Here is an 18,445-nt window from a genome sequence, read left to right on the forward strand (position 1 = left end):
AACCTCCTGTTGGATAGGTAAGGAATTTCCTTTCTTTCTGCAATCCGTCCGCGATGACGTCCTAAAGCGGCGCGCCCCAGCGAAAGGTCGTTGTCCCGCTGCCGCGCGCCGGCACCAGGGGCCCTGCCGACATCTCCTGCCGCTTCTCCGGATCGCCCGCCAGTACAAGCGTCCACCAGGCGCCGTAGCGGGTCTGCGGGTTCTTTGCGAGGGCAAGGCCGATGCGCGTCGCCTGCGGCATCGACAGGTTGGCTTCGTGGCCGGAGGATTTCTTCCAGCCGTCGAAGGCCTCTTGCGTCGAGTAGTAGCCGGCGCCGAGATTCTCCGCGGCGCGCACCGTGTCGAGGCCGGCGGCGCTGACGCGGGAATTGAAGCTGCCGGCGGCGCTGTGGGAAAGGTCGTCGCTGGCGGCCATCGCGTCGGACTGGCGCTGGGCCATCGTAGTCAGCGTCGAGTCGAGCCTCACTGGGCCGAGGCCCTTGCCGGCGCGATAGGCGTTGAGGATGCGCACCGCCTCGGCCGGATCGACCTTCACTGCGGCGAGGCGCTCGATCTTGCGCGGGCTCGGCGCCGTGGTTTCGCGCGGCGCCCCGGCGCATCCGGCCAGGAGCAAGGCGGTCAGGAAGGCTGCGCCCGAATGCGTCGTCATCTATGAGGGATCCTGTCAGGCACAATCGGCTGGCGTATCCGCCTAATGGCGGATTCTGGCAGGATTGTCGCGGCGCCGCCTGAGCGAGACGCCGCGTCTTGCGCAGGATCAGCCCTGCGCGCCGGAGATCACCCGGCAGAGCGCGTCGCGAACGTAACCTTCGGGAGCGACCTGGCCCTGCTGGACGACGAAGACCGCATCGACCCGCGTACCGCTGCCACTCTTGCGGGCGGTGATGCGCAGGGTCTGTGGCCGGCCGGAGCCCGAGGTCTCCTGAATGGCGAGGACGGAGCTGGTCGCATTGTCGATCCGCATGTCGGCGAATCCTTCGGCCGAGACGGCGGCGCCAAGATCCTTCAGCACCCGCGCCGGCGCGCGCTTCTGCACGATGTCCCAGGTCTTGTAGGTCAGGCCGGTCAGCATCGGCGTGCCGACCACGGAGAAATTGCCTTCGCAGGACTGCGCCTGCGCCTGGGTGAGGCCGAGCGCGAACAAGGCGGCGGCGAGGACCGGAAGCTTCATTGTATCTCCGTGATGAGGATCGCGCAGGGCTGGCGCAGCCGCCGCTTGTGCGCTTCAGCTTGACTTTCGCCGCATTTGTCCGCTTTAACGCGCGCATTCGTTTCGCCGACATCGCCGAAACCTCATCCGCCGACCGGGCCGCTCGCTGAGCTACCATGAGCCCGGAGGTCAACGCCCGACAGCGCGTCTGCGCCCTCGGGCGCGAAACCGTTTGGCGGTCATGTTGGTTCTTGCGGCCGACGCCGGCAAACAAGGATAGGGCAATCGCCGCATGTTCGGCACGCTGAGCGACAGACTTTCCGGCATCCTCTCGGGCCTGACCCGCAGGGGCGCGCTGACCGAGGACGACGTCAACGCCGCGCTGCGCGAGGTTCGCCGGGCGCTGCTCGAGGCCGACGTCGCGCTCGAGGTCGTGCGCAGCTTCACCGACAAGGTCCGCGAGCGCGCCGTCGGCGCCGAGGTGCTGAAGTCGGTCACGCCCGGCCAGCAGGTCATCAAGATCGTCAACGACGTCCTGATCGACACGCTCGGTGGCGAAGGCGAGGGCATCACCTTCGACGCCGTGCCGCCGGTGCCGATCCTGATGGTGGGTCTGCAGGGATCGGGTAAAACCACCTCCACTGCCAAGATCGCCAGGCGCCTGACCGACCGGGACAAGAAGAAGGTCCTGATGGCGTCGCTCGATACGCGCCGTCCGGCCGCGATGGAGCAGCTCGCCATCCTCGGCAAGCAGGTCGGCGTCGAGACGCTGCCGATCGTCGCCGGCCAGAGCGCCGTGCAGATCGCGCGGCGCGCCGTCGAGGCGGGCAAGCTCGGCGGCTACGACGTCGTCATGCTCGACACCGCCGGCCGCGTCACGCTCGACGAGGCGCTGATGGCCGAGGTCGCCGAAGTCAAGGCGGCGACGAACCCCCATGAGGTCCTGCTCGTCGCCGACGCGCTGACCGGCCAGGACGCGGTCAACACCGCCCGCGCCTTCGACAGCCGCGTCGGCCTCACCGGCATCGTGCTGACCCGCATGGACGGCGATGGCCGCGGCGGCGCCGCGCTCTCGATGCGCGCCGTTACCGGCAAGCCGATCAAGCTCGTCGGCACCGGCGAGAAGACCGACGCGCTCGAGGATTTCCATCCCTCGCGCGTCGCCAACCGCATCCTCGGCATGGGCGACATCGTCGGCCTGGTCGAGAAGGCGGCGGCCACGGTCGATGCCGACAAGGCGCAGGAACTGGCCCAGCGTCTGGCCAAGGGCAATTTCGACCTCGGCGACCTGCGCACCCAGCTCCAGCAGATGGAGAAGATGGGCGGGCTCGGCGGGTTGATGGGCATGCTGCCCGGCATGGCGCAGATGAAGAACCAGATCGCCAACGCCAAGATGGACGACAAGGTTATCGCCCGGCAGATCGCGATCATCAATTCGATGACGGCGGCCGAGCGCCGCAATCCCGACCTGCTCAAGAACAGCCGCAAGAAGCGCATCGCCGCCGGCTCCGGCACCTCGCCGGAAGCGATCAACAAGCTGCTCAAGATGCACCGCCAGATGGCGGACATGATGAAGCAGATGTCCCGCCAGAAGGGCGGCATGCTCGGCAAGCTCGGCAGCATGTTCGGGCTCGGCGGCGGCGGCATGCCGGCCGGTATGCCCGACCCCTCGAAGATGGATCCGGCCCAGCTCGCTGAACTGCAGAAGCAGCTGGGGGCCGGTGGCGGCCTGCCTTCGCTGCCTCCGGGCGGCTTCCCCGGTCTGCCCAAGGGCGTCACCCCGCCCGCCGGCATGATGCCGAAATTGCCCGGCCTCGGCGGTCTGCCCGGCCTCGGCAACAACCCGTTCAAGAAGAAGTAATTCTACCGCTCGAACCAAAGGAAGAAGAGCAATGTCCCTGAAGATCCGCCTGACCCGTGGTGGCGCGAAGAAGCGCCCGTACTACCGCATCGTCGTCGCCGACGCCCGCTCGCCGCGCGATGGCCGCTTCATCGAGAAGATCGGCGCCTATGACCCGATGAAGGCCAAGGACTCGCCGGAGCGCGTCATCCTGGATCTCGAGAAGGCCAAGGCCTGGCTCGCCAAGGGCGCCCAGCCGACCGACCGCGTCCTGCGCTTCCTCGACGCTGCCGGCGTGTCCAAGCGTCCGGCCCGCAACAACCCGAAAAAGGCCGTTCCCGGCGAGAAGGCCAAGGAGCGCGCCGAGAAGAAGGCCGAGAAGAGCGCTGCCCCGGCCGAAGCCGCGGCTGAGTGAGCTGCGTGAGCCTCTCCCGTCATGGTCGGGCTTGTCCCGACCATCCACGTCTTCCGTCCTGCAGGGTCGTGTTCAAGACGTGGGTGCTCGCCACAAGGGCGAGCATGACGAACCGGAGAGACGCTGCGGTCTTGTGGTCTGACGGTCTGTCCCGGAAGGGCCATCGATGAGCGACGACCTCGTCCTGCTCGGCATCGTCGGCGCGCCGCATGGCGTGCGCGGCGAGGTCCGGATCAAGACCTTCACCGCCGATCCGCTGGCGCTGGCCGAATACGGCCCGCTCGTCGACGAGAAGGGCCGGCGCTTCGAGATCGCCGATATCAGGCCAGCCAAGGAAGTGGTCGTCGCCCGGCTCAAGGGCGTGACCAGCCGCGAGGGCGCCGAGCTCCTGAACGGCGTGAAGCTCCATATCGAGCGCTCGCGCCTGCCGGCACCCGAGGACGAGGACGAGTTCCTCCAGGCCGACCTCGTCGGTTGTACGGTCATTGGCCCTGATGGAGCCGTCCTCGGCACGGTCACCGCCGTTGCCAATTACGGCGCCGGCGACCTCATCGACATCGAGACGCAAGATGGCCGCTCGGTGCTGATGCCTTTCACCAAGGCCTATGCGCCGCGCATCGACATCGCCGCAAAGCGCATCGAGGCCCTGCCTCCCGCCGGCCTGTTCGAGGATGACGATGCTGCCTGAGACGCCGGCCAAGGGCCTGATCTTCGACATGGATGGCACCATCGTCGACAATATGCGCTACCATGACGACGCCTGGGAGGTCTGGTACCGCAAGCACGGCCTGCCCTTCGAGCGTGCGACCTTCTCGGCGCGCACCGCCGGCATGGCTATCTCCGACATCATCGGCCCGCATTTCCCCGGCGTCGACGCGGCCGAGCTCGACCGGCTCGCCGAGGAGAAGGAAGGGCTTTATCGCGAGACCTACGGCCCGCTGGTCAAGCCGCTCGCGGGACTGATAGACCTGCTCGACCGGGCGCGCGAGCATGACGTGCCGATGGCGGTCGGCACCGCTGCGGCGCCGCCGAACATCGCGCTGATCCTCGATACGCTCTCCCTGCGCCAGCGCTTCGCCACCATCGTCTCGCCGAGCCAGGGCTTTCCCGGCAAGCCGCATCCCGACATGTTCCTTGCGGCGGCCGAGCGCATGGGCGTCAAGCCGGCCGACTGCATCGTCTTCGAGGATGCGCCGAACGGCGTCGAGGCGGCCCGCCGCGCCGGTATGCGCGCGGTCGCGGTGCTGACCATGCTACCGGCCGAGGCCTTCGCCGCTTTCGACAACGTCATCGCCAGCGTTGATGACTACGCGGCGCTGGACGGCAATCCGGCGCTGCGCTTTGCTTGAACGATGGCATTTCGCGCCTCGGTCCTGACCCTCTATCCCGAGATGTTCCCCGGCCCGCTCGGCGCCTCGTTGGCCGGCGAGGGCCTGCGCAGCGGGCTCTGGTCGCTGGAGACGCATCAGATCCGCGAGCATGGCATCGGGCGGCATCGCAATGTCGATGACACGCCGGCCGGTGGCGGTGCCGGCATGGTGCTGCGCTGCGACGTGCTGGCGGCGGCGATCGACGCTGCGGTTCCGGCCGACGATACCCGGCCGCGCCTGCTGATGTCGCCACGCGGCCGGCCGCTCAGCCAGCGCATGGTGCGGGACTATGTTGCCGGCGAGGGCGTCGTCATCGTCTGCGGCCGCTTCGAGGGCGTCGATGAGCGCGTGATCGAGGGGCGGGGGCTGACCGAGGTCTCGGTCGGCGATTACATCCTGTCAGGCGGCGAGATGGCCGCCATGGTGTTGCTCGATGCCTGCGTGCGGCTGATCCCCGGCGTGATGGGCAAGGAGGCCTCCGGCACCGAAGAGAGCTTCGAGAACGGCCTGCTCGAGTACCCCCACTACACCCGCCCGCGCGAATGGGAAGGCAGGGGCCTGCCCGAGGCGCTGCTCTCCGGCGACCATGCCCGCATAGCAAGGTGGCGGCGCGAGCAGGCGGAGCAGATTACAAGGGAGCGGCGGCCGGATCTCTTGAATCCTTCTCCCCTCGGGGGAGAAGGTGGCAGCGCGAAGCGCTGACGGATGAGGGAAGGAAGGCTCGATCTATCCTTCTCTCACCCGGTCGCACCGCCCTCATCCGTCTGCTTCGCAGACACCTTCTCCCACCGAGGGGAGAAGGAGGCGTGTCAGGGATAGCTCGTCACCGGCAGGCCTTCCGCCAGCCAGCCCTTGTCCTTGGGATTGCCGAGCAGCCCGCCGCGAACATCGACCAGCTCCTTCCAGCCGCGCGCCGCGAGCGTCTTCTGCAGGGTCGAGGTCCGGTTGCCGGTCCGGCAGATCAGCGCGATCGGCTTGCCGGGATGGTCGAGCTTCAGGGCTGCCAGCCTGACCTCGAAGGCGCTGCCGGTCATGTCGAGCTTGATCGCGCCCTCCGGCACGCCGGTATCGGCCCATTCCTCGGGCGTGCGGATGTCGACGAGGACGAGCTTGCCGGCCTTGGCTGCCTCATGCGCCTCGCGGACGGAGAGCGAGGGCAGGGGCGTCTGCGCCTCGGCAAGAGCAGGCAGCGAGCAGAGAGCGGCGAGCAGCAGGAATGCGCGACGATTCATGTCGGAGCGTTACCGAAAGGTGCGGGCCGCCGCAATTCACGAAGCCCGGATGGGACCGAGCCCACTCAAGGGCGCGTCGAGCGAAACCCTGTCCTGTCCACCGCCGTGATCGCGCGCAGCACCTTGCAGGGCACGCCTGCAGCGATCACGCCGGCAGGGATATCGCGCGTCACGACGCTGCCGGCGCCGATGATGCTGTCGTCGCCGATCGTGACGCCTTGCGTGATCTGGACGCCGCCGCCGACCCAGACCCGGTTGCCGATCTTGACCGGCCTGGCATAGCAGCCGCCGGCGACACGCTCGGCCGGGTCGATGGCGTGATTGGAGGTGTAGATGCCAACGCGCGGGCCGAGCAGGACATGGTCGCCGATGGTGATCTCGCCGCCATCAAGCATGACGCAGTCGAAATTGGCGTAGAAGCTGTGGCCGATCGAGATGTTGAAGCCGAACTCGCAGCGGACATTCGGTTCGAAATGGGCGCCGGGGCCGACATCGCGCAGGAAAGCCCGCAGCAGCGCCTCGCGCTCGGCCTGCGGCTTTCCAAAGCTGCGGTTGTAGGCGTCGGTCAGACCGACCGCCCGCGCCCGGGCTGCGATCAGCTCGGGCGTGAGGTCGTCATACATGCGCCCCGACAGCATCAGGGCGCGCTGCTCTTCCAATGTCATCGCGGATGAGGACGAGGCCGGCAGCCGAGCCGCCGGCCTTGCGATGTCTCAGCGCAGCTCGGCGCAGAAGCGCTGGATGCGGCGGCAGGCCTCTTCCAGCTTCTCGTCCGAGGTGGCGTAGGAGATGCGGAAGTTCGGGCCGAGGCCGAAGGAGGAGCCGTGCACGGCCGCGACCGCCTCGTTCTCCAGCAGGCCCATGACCAGGTCCTCGTCGGTCTCGATCTTTTTGCCGTTCGGCAGGGTCTTGCCGATCAGCTCCGAGCAGTCCGGGTAGACGTAGAAGGCGCCTTCCGGCGTCGGGCAATTCAGGCCGCGGGTCTGGTTCAACATGGAGACGACGAGGTCGCGCCGACGCTCGAACGCCTTCTTGAACACCGGGATGTGCTCTTGCGTGCCGTCGAGCGCCTCGACCGCGGCCCATTGCGAGATCGCCGACGTGCCCGAGGTCTGCTGGCCCTGGACCAGGTCCATGGCGTTGATCAGGTGCTGCGGACCGGCGGCGTAGCCGATGCGCCAGCCGGTCATGGCATAGGACTTCGAGACGCCGTTCATGGTCAGCGTGCGCTCGTACAGGCCAGGCTCGACCTGCGCCGGGGTGACGAATTTGAAGTCGCCATAGACCAGGTGCTCGTACATGTCGTCGGTCAGGATCCAGACATGTGGATGGCGCATCAGAACGTCGGTCAGCGCCTTCATCTCGGCATGGGTGTAGGCGGCGCCCGACGGGTTCGACGGCGAGTTCAGGATCAGCCACTTGGTCTTCGGCGTGATCGCGGCCTCGAGATCGGCCGGCTGGAGCTTGAAGTTGTTCTGGATGGTGGCTTCGCAGAAGGTCGGGGTTCCCCCGCAGAGCGCGACCATCTCGGGATAGCTGACCCAGTAGGGGGCGACGCAGATCACCTCGTCGCCCGGGTTCAGCGTGGCGAGCAGCGCGTTGTAGATGACGTGCTTGCCGCCGGTGCCGACGATGGTCTGCGAGGCCTTGTAGTCGAGGCCGTTCTCGCGCTTCAGCTTGCGCGTGATCGCCTCGCGCAGCTGCGGAATGCCGGCGACCGGCGTGTACTTGGTCTCGCCGCGGCGGATCGCGGCGATCGCCGCTTCCTTGATATTGTCCGGCGTGTCGAAATCGGGCTCGCCGACGGAGAGCGAGATCACGTCCTTGCCCTGCGCTTTCAGGTCGCGCGCCTTCTGCGTGATGGTGATGGTCGCAGACGGCTTCACGCGCTTCAGGGCGTCGGCAAGGAAAGCCATGATCCAGATCTCCGGGAGAACGATGGCGCCCGTCGCGGGCGCGGGGCGTGGTTTAGGCCCCCGGAGCGGGCACTGCAAGCAAGACTGCTTGATAGTGGCCAGAAACGACAGGAATGGCAGCGCGGCGTGCCGTCGACCGGGGAACGAAAACGGCCTGTCCGCGGCAGACGTCCGCAACCGTATCGCCCTGGCCCGAAACGTGCTTGGTAGAGCAAGCTGGGGAGCCAGAAGACGACAGCGCGCCGACGCGCAGAAGGCCCATGCATGAAACTCCGGATCGGCTACGAACTCGACTACGTTTTTCCACAGCCGACCCCGATGATCTTGATGCTGCACGTGCATTTCAGCCGGGTCTCCGATCTCTCGGCGCCGGATCACATGCGCATCCAGCCTCCGACGCCGGTCACTGCCTATCGCGACGGCTTCGGCAACTGGTGCAGCCGCCTGGTGGCGCCGCAGGGCACGATGCGCATTTCCGCCGATGCGGTGATCAGCGATAGCGGCCTGCCGGAGGCGTTCGACCGCAAGGCCGGGCAGGTACCGGTGGAGCGCTTGCCGGAAGAGTGCCTGGTCTTCCTACTCGCCAGCCGGTTCTGCGACAGCGATCGCCTGCTCGATCTCGCCTGGGAGCTTTTCGGTCATACCCCGCCGGGCGCGGCGCGGGTGCAGGCGATCTGCGACTTCGTCAACCAGCGCATCGCCTTCGACTATATGGACGCGAGCGTCACCCGCAGCGCCTCCGAGGCCTATCGCGAAGGGCGCGGCGTCTGCCGCGACTATGCCCACCTCGCTATCGCCTTCTGCCGGGCGATGAACATTCCGGCGCGCTACTGCACCTGCTATCTCGGCGATGTCGGCACGCCGCCACCCTGGCCGCCGGGCGATTTCGCCGCCTCCTTCGAGGCTTTTCTCGATGGCGGCTGGCAGATGTTCGATCCGCGCAACAATGTCCCCCGCATCGGCCGGGTGCTGATCGCACGCGGACGCGATGCTGCCGATGTCGCGATCGCCACCACCTTCGGACCGAACACGCTGACCGGGTTCAAAGTCTGGACGGACGAGGTCGCCGAGGCGGCCTGAGGCCGATTCGTCAGGACCTATCTGTCAAGGAGTGGGGCAGTCTTGGCCTTCTTCGCCCGCAGCGGCGTCTTGCGGACCAGCCCCTTGCGGGTGGCCGGAGGGGTGTCCTCCGGCACTGGCTCTGCCTGTACGGCTGCGACAGCGTGCACGGGAGCCGGTTGCGGTGCCGGCTTCTCGGGCTGGGTGGGGTCGATCGTGCGGAAGCGGATCATTTCTTCTTCGGACCCGCCGCTGCCTTGGCGACGGCCGATGCGAAGCCCGCCGGAGGGGTCGCGCTCGCCTTCGGCTTGTCCTTCTTGGGCTTCTTGGCCTCGCGATTGCTACGCTGCTCGCCTTTTGCCATGTCTCGTCTCCTTCGGTCGGAATGGCAGGCATCGCCGCTTCGAATCGAAGGGGTTTGAACCTGCGCTGAGCGGGTCGGGACGGCTGCGAGCTCAGGTCATGGCGGCCGGCTTCCGACTGCCACGGCCGGCCCGTGGACATCGGGCCGTGAAGTCGAAGCAGAAGGGGAGCCTAGGGCAGAGTCGCAGCGAGAGCACGCGCTTTCTTGGCGCGGCAGCACCCCATCCCCAGCGTGCCGGAGCGCCCAGCGGCGCTGCACCATGGCGACAGTGCCAGCGCCCCAGCGTGGCCGGCCGAAACAGGGAAAGCCGCGGCGGTTGAGCCGCCGGGCGATGTCGGCAGGATCGCCGATGCCGGCGCCGGCGAGTTGGTCGATCAGTGCGCCGGCGGCTTCCAGGAAGATGGCGAGCAGCGCCCTGTCGAGGTCGCGGCTCGCCTTGTCGGCACCGGGCATGCCCTCAATGGACGCCCAGACCATAGCTGGGCTCGACTCCGTTCGGGGAGATCAGCACGGCATTGGGATGGCCGCCCTCGGAAAGGGCGAAGCGAACCGCCTCCTTCTGGTTGCGGAAGATGCCTTCGCTGCGGCCTTCGAGGTCGCGCGCGACCCAGAAGCCGTGGCTCGACCGGCCGACCAGGAAGAGATGGCTCTCGCCATTGAGCGGCTGCAGCGGCTTGAATTGTCCCATGGCGGCGTCCTCAGTTCGGCAAGGCGAACCAGGCGCGCAGGCCGAGGACGGCGGCGGCGGCGAGTGCGAACACGGCGAGCGCGACCATCTCGGCACAGAGGATCCCCACGACCGGGCGGCGGCTGGCGACACTGTCATAGACGGCGCGGGCACGGCGCTGCTGGCTGGTGCGGAACAAGGCTTTGTTCATCGACATATCGACCTCCATCGATGCCGATGATGTAGGTCCGCCCCCGATAAGGCCGCCATGCGGAAGGCGCTTGCACGCATAAGGCGGGCATAAGGGCTTGCGTGGGGGCCGCTCGGCTGCGATGCCGGCGCCATGGATGCGCCCGCCAACACCATCGTGATCTATATCGACGCCGACGCCTGCCCGGTGAAGCCGGAGGTCTATCGCGTCGCCGAGCGGCACCGGCTCAAGGTCTTCGTCGTCGCCAACAGCTTCATGCAGGTGCCGCGCGAGCCCTGGATCGAGCGCGTCGTCGTGCCTGGCAACTTCGATGCCGCCGACGACTGGATTGCCGAGCGTGCCGCCCGCGGCGCGATCGTCATCACCGCCGACATCCCGCTCGCCGACCGCTGCATCAAGGCCGGCGCCGACGTGATCGGCCCGACCGGCAAGCCCTTCACCGAGGCCTCGATCGGCATGGCGCTGGCGACGCGCGACATGATGGAAGACCTGCGCGCCATGGGCAGCATCGGCGGCGGCCCGAAGCCGTTCTCGCAGAAGGATCGCTCGGCTTTCCTGCAGGCGCTCGACGTCGCGGTGCAGCGATTGAAGCGGGCGGGCCTTTCCGCCTAGATCTCGCTGAAATCGCCGCCGCGGCCCTTGCCGGCGGCGAAGCGGCCGGCGCCGGCCGCCCCTTCGGTCGCGATGGTATGGACGCCGCCTTCCCATTCGCGCGCCAGCGCCTCGCGGACGGGCAGGCCATGCCCGGCGATGACGCTGCGGCGGTCGACCAGCATGGCGCCGCTCGGGAAGCGCGCGATCTCCTGCGCCATTGCCTCGGCCGCGGCGCGTGCCTCGCCTCGGGCAACGACCTTCTCGCACAGCCCGATGCGCAGAGCCTCCTCGGCCTCGACCTTGCGGCCGGTCATGACGATCTCGAGCGCGCGGCCCTGACCGACGAGGCGCGGCAGACGGACCGTGCCGCCGTCGATCAGCGGAATGCCCCAGCGCCGGCAGTAGACGCCGAAATAGGCGTCCTGCGCCATCACCCTGACGTCGCACCAGAGCGCAAGCTCCATGCCGCCGGCGACAGCCGGGCCTTCCACGGCCGCGATCACCGGCTTGCTCATCTCCAGGCGCGAGGGCCCCATCGGCCCGCGCGGCGGCGGCGCATCGCCCGGCGGGAAGGCGAGGCCTTCGACGATCTCGCTGCGGAAGCGCTCGGCCTGCGTGAAGGCCTGAGCGTATTTCAGGTCCCATCCAGCGCAGAAGGCGCCGCCTTCGCCCCAGAACACGATCACGGCGGTTTCCGGATCGGCATCGAGCGCGACAAAGGCGTCGGTCAGGGCGATGGCGCTGTCCGGATCCATGGCGTTGCGAGCCTCTGGACGCGCATGGATCACGGTCGCGACCTTGCCGCTGCGTTCGATCCGGACCGTCATGGCATCTCGTCTCCCTCAAAGCCTCATTGCCAAAAAGGCTAAGACAGGACGCCACTTACGCGCCAGTCGCTGGACGCAAACCCGCTTTGCCCGTAATCCTCCCGCGAAAGCCCGTCTCCCAATCGGGCTCCCGGGAGGAAGTTCATGTCGCTGACCCGCCGTTCCACGCTTGGCCTCGTTGCCGGCGCCGTCTTCGCTCCGGCCATCGTCCGGGCGCAGAGCTATCCGTCGAAGCCGATCACCCTGGTCGTGCCCTATCCGGCCGGCGGGCCGACCGACGCGATCGCGCGCTTCGTCGCCCAGGATCTCTCGACCTCGATCGGCCAGAACGTCCTCGTCGATAACCGCGCCGGCGCTTCGGGTGCGGTCGGCACCCGCGCCGTCGCGCATGGCGCAGCCGACGGCCACACCTTCATCTTCGGCAACAACCAGACGCATGGGAACAACATGTTTCTGCTGAAGGACCCGGGCTACGACGCGGTCAAGGATTTCGCTCCGGTTGCCGGCGTCGGCGCCTTCGAGCATGCTTTCGTGGTGCGCAACGACCTGCCGGCGAAGACCATCAAGGAGCTGATCGCGCTCGCCAAGGCCGATCCCGGCAAGCTCAATTACGGCTCGACCGGCGTCGGCTCCGGCTCGCATCTCGCCATGGAGCTGTTCATGCAGCGCACCGGCATCAAGATGACGCATGTGCCGTTCCGCGGCGCGGCGCCGCTGGTGCAGGAGATAATCGGCGGGCGCATCGACATCGCCAATTCGACGCTGCCGTCCGTGCTGGAGCAGATCAACGCCGGCACGCTTCGGGCGATCGCGCTGGCGAGCCCGGAGCGCAATCCGCGCGCCAAGGACATCCCGACCCTGCGCGAGCAGGGCGTGACCGATGCCGACGCCGACAGCTGGGCCGCCTTCTTCGCGCCCGCCGCGACGCCGGCGCCGGTCCTCGATACCCTGTCGAAGGCCGTGCTGGCCTCGCTCGCCAAGCCGGCGATCGCCGAGCAGATCCTCAAGCTCGGCTTCACCCTCAAAATCCGCGACCCCGCCGCCTTCCGGCCCTACCATCAGCAGGAGATCGCGACCTGGGAGAAGATCATCAGGGAAGCCGGCGTGAAGCCGGAGTGAGCCTTCCGATGGGCGTGCCCGCGTCGCTGCCGCGCCGGCTCGTGCTGGTCGCGCTCGCCACGCTGCCGTTTGCGGCGACTGCGGCGGCGCGTGAGAGTGCAGACGCCCTGTGGGATGCGCTTGCCACGCCTGGGCACATCGCGCTGCTGCGTCATGCCGACGCTCCTGGGGTCGGCGATCCGGCCGGCTTCCGGATCGGCGACTGCGCGACGCAGCGCAATCTTGGCGAGCAAGGCCGCGCACAGGCCCGCCGGATCGGGGATGAGTTTCGCCGGCGCGGCGTGCGCGTCGGCCTCGTGCTCACGAGCCAGTGGTGCCGGGCGCGCGACACCGCGCAGCTCATGAGCCTGGGGGCCGTCGAGGACGCACCCGAGGCGCTGAACTCCTTCTTCGGCCGCTCCGGCGAGCGCGAGTCCGCAACGAATGCGCTCCGACGGCGGCTGTCCGGCCTGCCGCGCGATGCGGGAACGGTCGTGATGGTGACCCATCAGGTCAACATCACCGCGCTGACCGGAGTATTCCCCAGGTCGGGCGATGTCGTGGTGCTGCGTCGCGAGTCTGACGGAGGCATCAGGGTACGCGGCACGATCCCTGCGCCGTGACGGCCAGCGAGAAAAGGGCGATGCGATGAACCTGATGCCGAAGCTCGCCGTCCGCGCCGAGGCCGGCCGTCCCGTTCGCTGCGCCCTGATCGGCGCCGGCAAGTTCGGCTCGATGTTCCTGGCCCAGGTCCCGCATATCGAGGGGCTGGAGGTCGCGGCGATCGCCGATCTCGATCCCGAGCGGGCGCGTCAGGCCTGCCGCACGGTCGGCTGGGACGAGGCCCGCATCGCCGCCACGCGCTTCGTCGACAGCGGCGTCGCCGCCGCGGAAATGGACGGTGTCGAGGTGGTGATCGAGGCGACCGGGCATCCGGCCGCCGGCGCCCGCCATGCGCTCGCCGCGATCGCGGCCGGGCGCCATGTCGTCATGGTCAATGTCGAGGCCGATGTGCTGGTCGGCCCCGTCCTTGCCGCAAGGGCCAGGGCGGCCGGCGTGGTCTATTCCATGGCCTATGGCGACCAGCCGGCGCTCGTCGCCGAGATGGTCGACTGGGCGCGCGCGACCGGATTCACGGTCGCGGCCGCCGGCAAGGGCACGAAATACCTGCCGGCCTATCACCGCGTCACCCCGGACGAGGTCTGGAGCCATTACGGTTTGACGCCGGAGGCGGCGAAGGCCGCCGGCATGAACCCGCAAATGTTCAACTCCTTCCTCGACGGTACCAAGTCCGCAATCGAGATGGCGGCGATCGCCAATGCCAGCGGCCTCGACGTGCCGGAGGGTGGCCTCGCCTTCCCGCCCTGCGGTGTCGATGATCTCGCTCATGTGCTGCGGCCGAAGGCGGTCGGCGGCCAGCTCGAGCATGACGGCATGGTCGAGGTCGTCTCCTCGCTGGAGCGCGACGGCCGGCCGGTCTTCCGCGACCTGCGCTGGGGCGTCTATGTCGTACTGAAGGCGCCGAACCCCTACGCCGCCGCCTGCTTCAAGCAATACGGGCTGCCGACCGATGCCACCGGCCTCTATGCGGCGATGTACAAGCCCTTCCACCTGATCGGGCTGGAGCTCTCGATCTCGGTGCTGAACGCTGCGCTGCGCGGCGAGCCGACCGGCACGACCAAGAGCTGGCGCGGCGATGCGGTCGCGACCGCCAAGCGCGATCTCGAGGCCGGCGAGATGCTGGATGGGGAGGGCGGCTACACCGTTTATGGCAGACTGATGCCAGCCGCCGCCAGCCGCGCGGCGAAGGCGCTGCCGATCGGACTGGCGCATGGCGTGACATTGAAGCGCGACGTCGCGGCAGGGGCCGTGGTCACCAGTGACGATGTTACACTCGACGAGAGAGCGGAGATCGTGCGGCTCCGGCGTGAACTCGAGGCGGCTGACCGGTAAACGCCCTTGCGACGAATGCACGACTCGGTCCGTTTCGAGGATAGTGTTGACCCGGCTTTAAGGGCCCGAGGGCATGATGGCGGCAAAGCCGCTGGAGTGTGCGATGTCGGGACATGGGGTGATCGCGGATCGGGCCAACCGTCTGGCCTGGATCCTGACTGGGAGCTTGCTCCTGGTCGATCTCGCCTGGCTGGCGTTCTCGCAAATCTCGGTCGTGCCGCTCTCGCTTGCCGGACCCGTCGCGGTGGGAGCGGGCCTAGCGTTCGCCGCTCGCTACTACCGATACCGTCGCGGCGAAGCACGCCTCGCAGATGCGCTGGACCTCTGTGGTCAGATGACGGCGTTTATGACGGTCGGGGCGCTGTTTTCCTATCTCGCCGCGACCTTGGGTATGCCGATGCAGGATGCGGCTCTGTCCGCGATCGACCAGGGCCTCGGGCTCGATTGGCTGGCCTATCTCAAGGTCGTCGACCAGCGCCCATTGCTGGGTGTCCTGTTTCGCGTGGCCTATCAGAGCTTCATCCCGCAAGTGCTGGTTCTGATGCTCGTGCTGTCGTTCTCGGGCCTGGGACACGCGGCACGCGTCATGATTCTGGCCATGATGCTGTCCGGCATCGTAACGATAGCGATCTCAGGCTTGCTGCCGGCGATGGCGATGTTCGTCCATCTCAACCTGAGCCCCGCCGATTATCCCAATCTGTCGCCCTCGGCTGCCTTCGTGCATGTCAAGGACATGCATGCCCTGCGGGCTGGGCTGCCGCTCGAGCTCGACCTGTCGAAGGCCGAGGGCATTATCACCTTTCCGTCGTATCATGCTGCGCTAGGCCTCCTGATGTTGCTGGCCGCGTTGTCCCATTCCGTGCTGCGCTGGCCTTTCGGTGCGCTCAATCTGGCCATGATCGCGGCCACGCCGATCGATGGCGGGCACTATTTCGTCGATGTCGCCGCCGGACTGGTCATTGCCGTTCTGTGCTATCTGCTCGCACGGCGCCTGCTGCGTGTGCAGAGCGGCGTCGCACGGCAGAATTCGCTTGCTGCGCCCGTTGCTATCGCGAAATCATGAAGAGCAATCCAGGCCGCTAGGCGCAAAACAGCTGGCGAGGCGCTGTCCGGGACCTTATCTCGTTTCCAGGCGAAACGGAGGAGAGGTGCGGATGATGCGGGTTTTTCGAGCGCTCGTTCTTGCTGCAACGCTTCTTCCGGGCTGGGCTTTCGCCCAGCAACGGCACCCATCGAGCGCCGGAGAGCTCGTGGTTGAAACCGTTGCGAGCGGGCTGGAGAACCCCTGGGGCCTCGCCTTCCTTCCCGACGGGCGCATGCTGGTGACCGAGCGGCCAGGCCGGCTGCGGATGGTCGGCAGCGATGGCAAGCTCTCGGCGCCGATCTCCGGCGTGCCCAATGTCGTGGCGCGTGGGCAGGGCGGCCTGCTCGATGTCGTGCTCGATCCGAACTTCGCCCAGAACCGCTATCTCTATCTCTCCTTCGCCGAGCCGCGCCCCAACGGCAACGGCACCAGCGTCGCTCGCGCCAGGCTGAGCGCCAACGGCACTGCGCTTGAGGGCCTCAGCGTGATCTTCCGGCAGATGCCGACGATCGCGAGCAACATGCATTTCGGCTCACGGCTGGTCTTCGACCGGACCGGCGCGCTCTTCGTCACAGTCGGCGACCGCTACAGCCAGCGCGACCAGGCGCAGAACCCGGAGAACCATATCGGCAAGGTCCTGCGCATCAAGCCGGAGGGCGGCGCGGCTGAGGGCAATCCGAAGAAGCCGGGCTGGCAGCCGGAGATCTGGTCGATTGGCCACCGGAATGTCCAGGGTGCCGCCCTTCACCCGCAGACCGGCCAGCTCTGGACGGCCGAGCATGGCGCACGCGGCGGCGACGAGATCAATACGCCGAAGGCCGGCCTCAACTATGGCTGGCCGGTCATCACCTATGGCATCGACTATTCCGGCGTGAAGATCGGCGACGGCACGTCCAAGCCCGGGATGGAACAGCCGCTGTTCTACTGGGACCCGTCGATCGCGCCTTCCGGCGCCGCCTTCTACACCGGCGATCGCTGGCCGGCCTGGAAGAACTCGCTCTTCGTCGGCGCGCTCGCTGGCCAATTGCTGTCGCGGCTCTCGACCGATGGCGAGAAGGTCACCGGCGAGGAACGCCTGCTGAGCAATCTCGGCGAGCGCATCCGCGACGTCCGGCAAGGGCCGGACGGCTTCCTCTACCTGCTCAGCGACGATTCGAACGGCAAGGTGCTGCGGGTCAGGCCGGCACGCTGAGCGTCACGGCCCGCAATCCCATTCGCGCTCGACGACGAAGACCTTGCGGGTCGCAAGATGCCCGTTGGTGTCGTAGAGATCGCCGACATAGTACTCGGTCCCGGCGGCGTCTCGCACGCTGCGGTCGACCTGCAGCGACCAGCCATAGCCGACCTGGTTTCCGCCCTTCCAGTCGCGATGGAGATTGCCGGTCGAGGCCGAGGCGAGGATGCGGGCGCGCTCGTCGCTCGGCGAGCAGGTCGGTCCGGCAAGGGCGGCGCCGGACAGGGCGGCAAGGCAAAGGGCGAGCGGCATCGGTTTGAGCAAGGCAGTCATCCTCAGGGAAACATCGAGCAGAATCAGATGATCTCGGCGAGCCGCGTATCGAGCGACAGAACGAGGCACCAATGTGGCTCGAAGTCGGCTCCCAGCGGCCAGACCTGCTCTTTGAAGATCGTCAGCATGGCCGCCTGGTAGCGCTCGAACCAGTCGCGCTGGCAAAGCACAAACTTGGTCGCGCCGACAATGGTCTCGCGGTCGATGATGCACAGCGGAACGATGTCGGGATTGGCCGCAAGATAGTCCTGCACCGCGACCATCAGCGTCGGGTAGCCGGGATGCAGCATGTCGTCGAGCACGATGAGGCCGCCCTCGGCGAGGCAGGCGGTGGCGAGCGCCAGATCCTTGCTCAGCGCCGCGCGCGAATGCTCGCCGTCGACATGGATGAAGCGCAGCTTCTCGCCGCGGGCATGGCCGATCAGTTCTGCCGGCGACATCGTGCCGGCATCGGCCTTGACGGTGACACGGCGCTCGGGCGCGATGCCGTGCTTCAGGCAGTTCGCCTCGAAGCGATCCTTCACCTCAGGATTTGGCCATTCGAAGATGTCGATGCCGAGGGCAAGCTCACTAGGCTCCAGCGCATGCGCCAGCGCGATGAAGAAGCGACCCTCGAAAGCGCCGATTTCGGCGATCGGCCCGCCGATGCCTTCCGCCGTCTGCAGCCGCAGCAGCCGCGCGCAGATCGCTGCCGCAAAGCGCGAGGACATCCCGACGACGCTGTTATAGCCCTCGGCGAGATAGGCTTCGACGGCAGGGTGGCCGGAGTGCGGGATCGGCGCCATCGCTCAGGCCTTGGCGTGGAAGATGAAGAAGGCGCCGGCCGCGATCAGCGCAAAGCCGATCGCATGGTTCCAGGTCAGCTGCTCCTTGAGCCAGAACACGGAGAAGCCGGCGAAGACGCACAGCGTGATCACCTCCTGCATCGTCTTCAGCTCGGCGGCCGAATAGACGGCGGAGCCGATGCGGTTGGCCGGCACCGCGAGCATGTATTCCGGCAGCGCGATCATCCAACTCGCCAGGATCGCCAGCCAGATCGCCGTGCTCTTGTAGGAGAGATGGCCGTACCAGGCGAAGGTCATGAAGACGTTCGAGCCGATCAGCATGGCGATCGGCAAGAGATGGGCGGCGCTGAGGGTTGGCATGGCAGGGTCCGGA

Annotated in this window: 25 protein-coding genes; 13 read left to right on the forward strand and 12 right to left on the reverse strand. The window is 67.6% G+C overall.

What is annotated here, in order from left to right; all coding sequences use genetic code 11:
- Nucleotides 1-61: 61 nt before the first annotated feature.
- Both V7S63_RS15390 and V7S63_RS15395 read right to left on the reverse strand, forming a co-directional pair.
- Nucleotides 62-649, reverse strand: coding sequence for a CAP domain-containing protein (locus tag V7S63_RS15390; protein ID WP_336530847.1), 588 nt, complete (start codon nt 647-649; stop codon nt 62-64).
- 108 nt (nt 650-757) lie between these two features.
- Nucleotides 758-1,171, reverse strand: a complete 414-nt coding sequence (locus V7S63_RS15395) for a hypothetical protein (RefSeq protein ID WP_100965406.1) — start codon at nt 1,169-1,171, stop codon at nt 758-760.
- Here V7S63_RS15395 and V7S63_RS15400 point away from each other — a divergent pair.
- From V7S63_RS15400 to trmD, 6 genes are all read left to right on the forward strand, one after another.
- Nucleotides 1,171-1,320, forward strand: a complete 150-nt coding sequence (locus V7S63_RS15400; RefSeq protein ID WP_158673646.1) for a hypothetical protein — start codon at nt 1,171-1,173, stop codon at nt 1,318-1,320. The genes V7S63_RS15395 and V7S63_RS15400 overlap by 1 nt on opposite strands.
- A 122-nt stretch (nt 1,321-1,442) precedes the next feature.
- Nucleotides 1,443-3,011 carry a signal recognition particle protein gene (ffh, locus tag V7S63_RS15405; protein ID WP_336530848.1) on the forward strand — a complete coding sequence of 523 codons (1,569 nt, stop codon included), beginning with the start codon at nt 1,443-1,445 and terminating at the stop codon, nt 3,009-3,011.
- Between the two features lie 31 nt (nt 3,012-3,042).
- Complete coding sequence (gene rpsP / locus V7S63_RS15410; RefSeq protein ID WP_091831494.1) at nt 3,043-3,405, forward strand: 30S ribosomal protein S16; 363 nt, start codon at nt 3,043-3,045, stop codon at nt 3,403-3,405.
- A 166-nt stretch (nt 3,406-3,571) separates the two neighbouring features.
- On the forward strand, nt 3,572-4,093 hold the full coding sequence (rimM, locus tag V7S63_RS15415) for a ribosome maturation factor RimM (RefSeq protein ID WP_336530849.1): 522 nt from the start codon (nt 3,572-3,574) through the stop codon (nt 4,091-4,093).
- On the forward strand, nt 4,083-4,754 hold the full coding sequence (locus V7S63_RS15420; RefSeq protein WP_336530850.1) for an HAD family hydrolase: 672 nt from the start codon (nt 4,083-4,085) through the stop codon (nt 4,752-4,754). The genes rimM and V7S63_RS15420 overlap by 11 nt, the downstream gene beginning before the upstream one ends.
- A gap of 3 nt (nt 4,755-4,757) precedes the next feature.
- The gene (trmD, locus tag V7S63_RS15425) at nt 4,758-5,477 is read left to right on the forward strand and encodes a tRNA (guanosine(37)-N1)-methyltransferase TrmD (RefSeq protein WP_336530851.1); all 720 of its coding nucleotides are present in this window, start codon (nt 4,758-4,760) and stop codon (nt 5,475-5,477) included.
- A gap of 107 nt (nt 5,478-5,584) precedes the next feature.
- On the opposite strand, the gene V7S63_RS15430 is transcribed toward trmD, so the two are convergent.
- The 3 genes from V7S63_RS15430 to V7S63_RS15440 form a co-directional block, all read right to left on the reverse strand.
- Nucleotides 5,585-6,007 carry a rhodanese-like domain-containing protein gene (locus V7S63_RS15430; RefSeq protein WP_336530852.1) on the reverse strand — a complete coding sequence of 141 codons (423 nt, stop codon included), beginning with the start codon at nt 6,005-6,007 and terminating at the stop codon, nt 5,585-5,587.
- Between the two features lie 65 nt (nt 6,008-6,072).
- The gene (locus V7S63_RS15435) at nt 6,073-6,645 is read right to left on the reverse strand and encodes a sugar O-acetyltransferase (RefSeq protein WP_336530853.1); all 573 of its coding nucleotides are present in this window, start codon (nt 6,643-6,645) and stop codon (nt 6,073-6,075) included.
- A 75-nt stretch (nt 6,646-6,720) separates the two neighbouring features.
- On the reverse strand, nt 6,721-7,923 hold the full coding sequence (locus V7S63_RS15440) for a pyridoxal phosphate-dependent aminotransferase (protein WP_336530854.1): 1,203 nt from the start codon (nt 7,921-7,923) through the stop codon (nt 6,721-6,723).
- Between the two features lie 264 nt (nt 7,924-8,187).
- Here V7S63_RS15440 and V7S63_RS15445 point away from each other — a divergent pair, with 264 nt between their 5' ends.
- Nucleotides 8,188-9,003 (forward strand): transglutaminase-like domain-containing protein, encoded by an 816-nt coding sequence (locus V7S63_RS15445; protein WP_091831478.1) that lies wholly within the window; start codon nt 8,188-8,190, stop codon nt 9,001-9,003.
- A gap of 208 nt (nt 9,004-9,211) precedes the next feature.
- Here the strand turns inward: V7S63_RS15445 and V7S63_RS15450 are convergent, their stop codons facing one another.
- The 3 genes from V7S63_RS15450 to V7S63_RS15460 all read right to left on the reverse strand — a co-directional run bounded on the left by V7S63_RS15450 (nt 9,212) and on the right by V7S63_RS15460 (nt 10,230).
- Nucleotides 9,212-9,346: a hypothetical protein gene (locus V7S63_RS15450; protein WP_274532916.1), complete on the reverse strand. Its 135-nt coding sequence runs from the start codon at nt 9,344-9,346 to the stop codon at nt 9,212-9,214.
- A gap of 457 nt (nt 9,347-9,803) precedes the next feature.
- On the reverse strand, nt 9,804-10,034 hold the full coding sequence (locus V7S63_RS15455; RefSeq protein WP_091831472.1) for a hypothetical protein: 231 nt from the start codon (nt 10,032-10,034) through the stop codon (nt 9,804-9,806).
- A 10-nt stretch (nt 10,035-10,044) separates the two neighbouring features.
- Entirely contained in the window at nt 10,045-10,230 is a 186-nt protein-coding gene (locus V7S63_RS15460) for a hypothetical protein (protein ID WP_336530855.1), read from the reverse strand.
- Between the two features lie 126 nt (nt 10,231-10,356).
- On the opposite strand from V7S63_RS15460, the gene V7S63_RS15465 reads away from it, so the two are divergent.
- On the forward strand, nt 10,357-10,836 hold the full coding sequence (locus V7S63_RS15465; RefSeq protein WP_336530856.1) for a YaiI/YqxD family protein: 480 nt from the start codon (nt 10,357-10,359) through the stop codon (nt 10,834-10,836).
- Here the strand turns inward: V7S63_RS15465 and V7S63_RS15470 are convergent.
- On the reverse strand, nt 10,833-11,645 hold the full coding sequence (locus V7S63_RS15470; protein WP_336530857.1) for a crotonase/enoyl-CoA hydratase family protein: 813 nt from the start codon (nt 11,643-11,645) through the stop codon (nt 10,833-10,835). The two genes, V7S63_RS15465 and V7S63_RS15470, sit on opposite strands and share 4 nt — an antisense overlap.
- A gap of 144 nt (nt 11,646-11,789) precedes the next feature.
- Here V7S63_RS15470 and V7S63_RS15475 point away from each other — a divergent pair, with 144 nt between their 5' ends.
- The 5 genes from V7S63_RS15475 to V7S63_RS15495 all read left to right on the forward strand — a co-directional run bounded on the left by V7S63_RS15475 (nt 11,790) and on the right by V7S63_RS15495 (nt 16,972).
- The gene (locus tag V7S63_RS15475) at nt 11,790-12,764 is read left to right on the forward strand and encodes a Bug family tripartite tricarboxylate transporter substrate binding protein (protein ID WP_336530858.1); all 975 of its coding nucleotides are present in this window, start codon (nt 11,790-11,792) and stop codon (nt 12,762-12,764) included.
- Nucleotides 12,765-12,772: 8 nt separating this feature from the next.
- Nucleotides 12,773-13,366, forward strand: a complete 594-nt coding sequence (locus V7S63_RS15480; protein WP_336530859.1) for a histidine phosphatase family protein — start codon at nt 12,773-12,775, stop codon at nt 13,364-13,366.
- Between the two features lie 25 nt (nt 13,367-13,391).
- A complete protein-coding gene (locus tag V7S63_RS15485; protein ID WP_336530860.1) occupies nt 13,392-14,696 on the forward strand; it encodes an NAD(P)H-dependent oxidoreductase in 1,305 nt (434 codons plus the stop codon).
- Nucleotides 14,697-14,772: 76 nt separating this feature from the next.
- Nucleotides 14,773-15,759, forward strand: a complete 987-nt coding sequence (locus V7S63_RS15490) for a phosphatase PAP2 family protein (protein WP_336530861.1) — start codon at nt 14,773-14,775, stop codon at nt 15,757-15,759.
- Between the two features lie 94 nt (nt 15,760-15,853).
- Nucleotides 15,854-16,972 carry a PQQ-dependent sugar dehydrogenase gene (locus V7S63_RS15495; RefSeq protein ID WP_442896471.1) on the forward strand — a complete coding sequence of 373 codons (1,119 nt, stop codon included), beginning with the start codon at nt 15,854-15,856 and terminating at the stop codon, nt 16,970-16,972.
- A gap of 3 nt (nt 16,973-16,975) precedes the next feature.
- On the opposite strand, the gene V7S63_RS15500 is transcribed toward V7S63_RS15495, so the two are convergent.
- Genes V7S63_RS15500 through V7S63_RS15510 form a run of 3 tightly spaced genes read right to left on the reverse strand, consistent with a single transcriptional unit; the run spans nt 16,976 to nt 18,432 of the window.
- Nucleotides 16,976-17,278 (reverse strand): hypothetical protein, encoded by a 303-nt coding sequence (locus tag V7S63_RS15500; RefSeq protein ID WP_336530863.1) that lies wholly within the window; start codon nt 17,276-17,278, stop codon nt 16,976-16,978.
- Nucleotides 17,279-17,310: 32 nt separating this feature from the next.
- Nucleotides 17,311-18,072: a class I SAM-dependent methyltransferase gene (locus tag V7S63_RS15505; protein WP_336530864.1), complete on the reverse strand. Its 762-nt coding sequence runs from the start codon at nt 18,070-18,072 to the stop codon at nt 17,311-17,313.
- A gap of 3 nt (nt 18,073-18,075) precedes the next feature.
- Nucleotides 18,076-18,432, reverse strand: a complete 357-nt coding sequence (locus V7S63_RS15510; protein ID WP_091831451.1) for a DMT family protein — start codon at nt 18,430-18,432, stop codon at nt 18,076-18,078.
- Nucleotides 18,433-18,445 lie beyond the last annotated feature (13 nt).

This window comes from Allobosea sp. CCNWLY174 (assembly GCF_037120455.1).
GTDB classification, from domain to species: Bacteria; Pseudomonadota; Alphaproteobacteria; order Rhizobiales; family Beijerinckiaceae; genus Allobosea; species Allobosea lupini.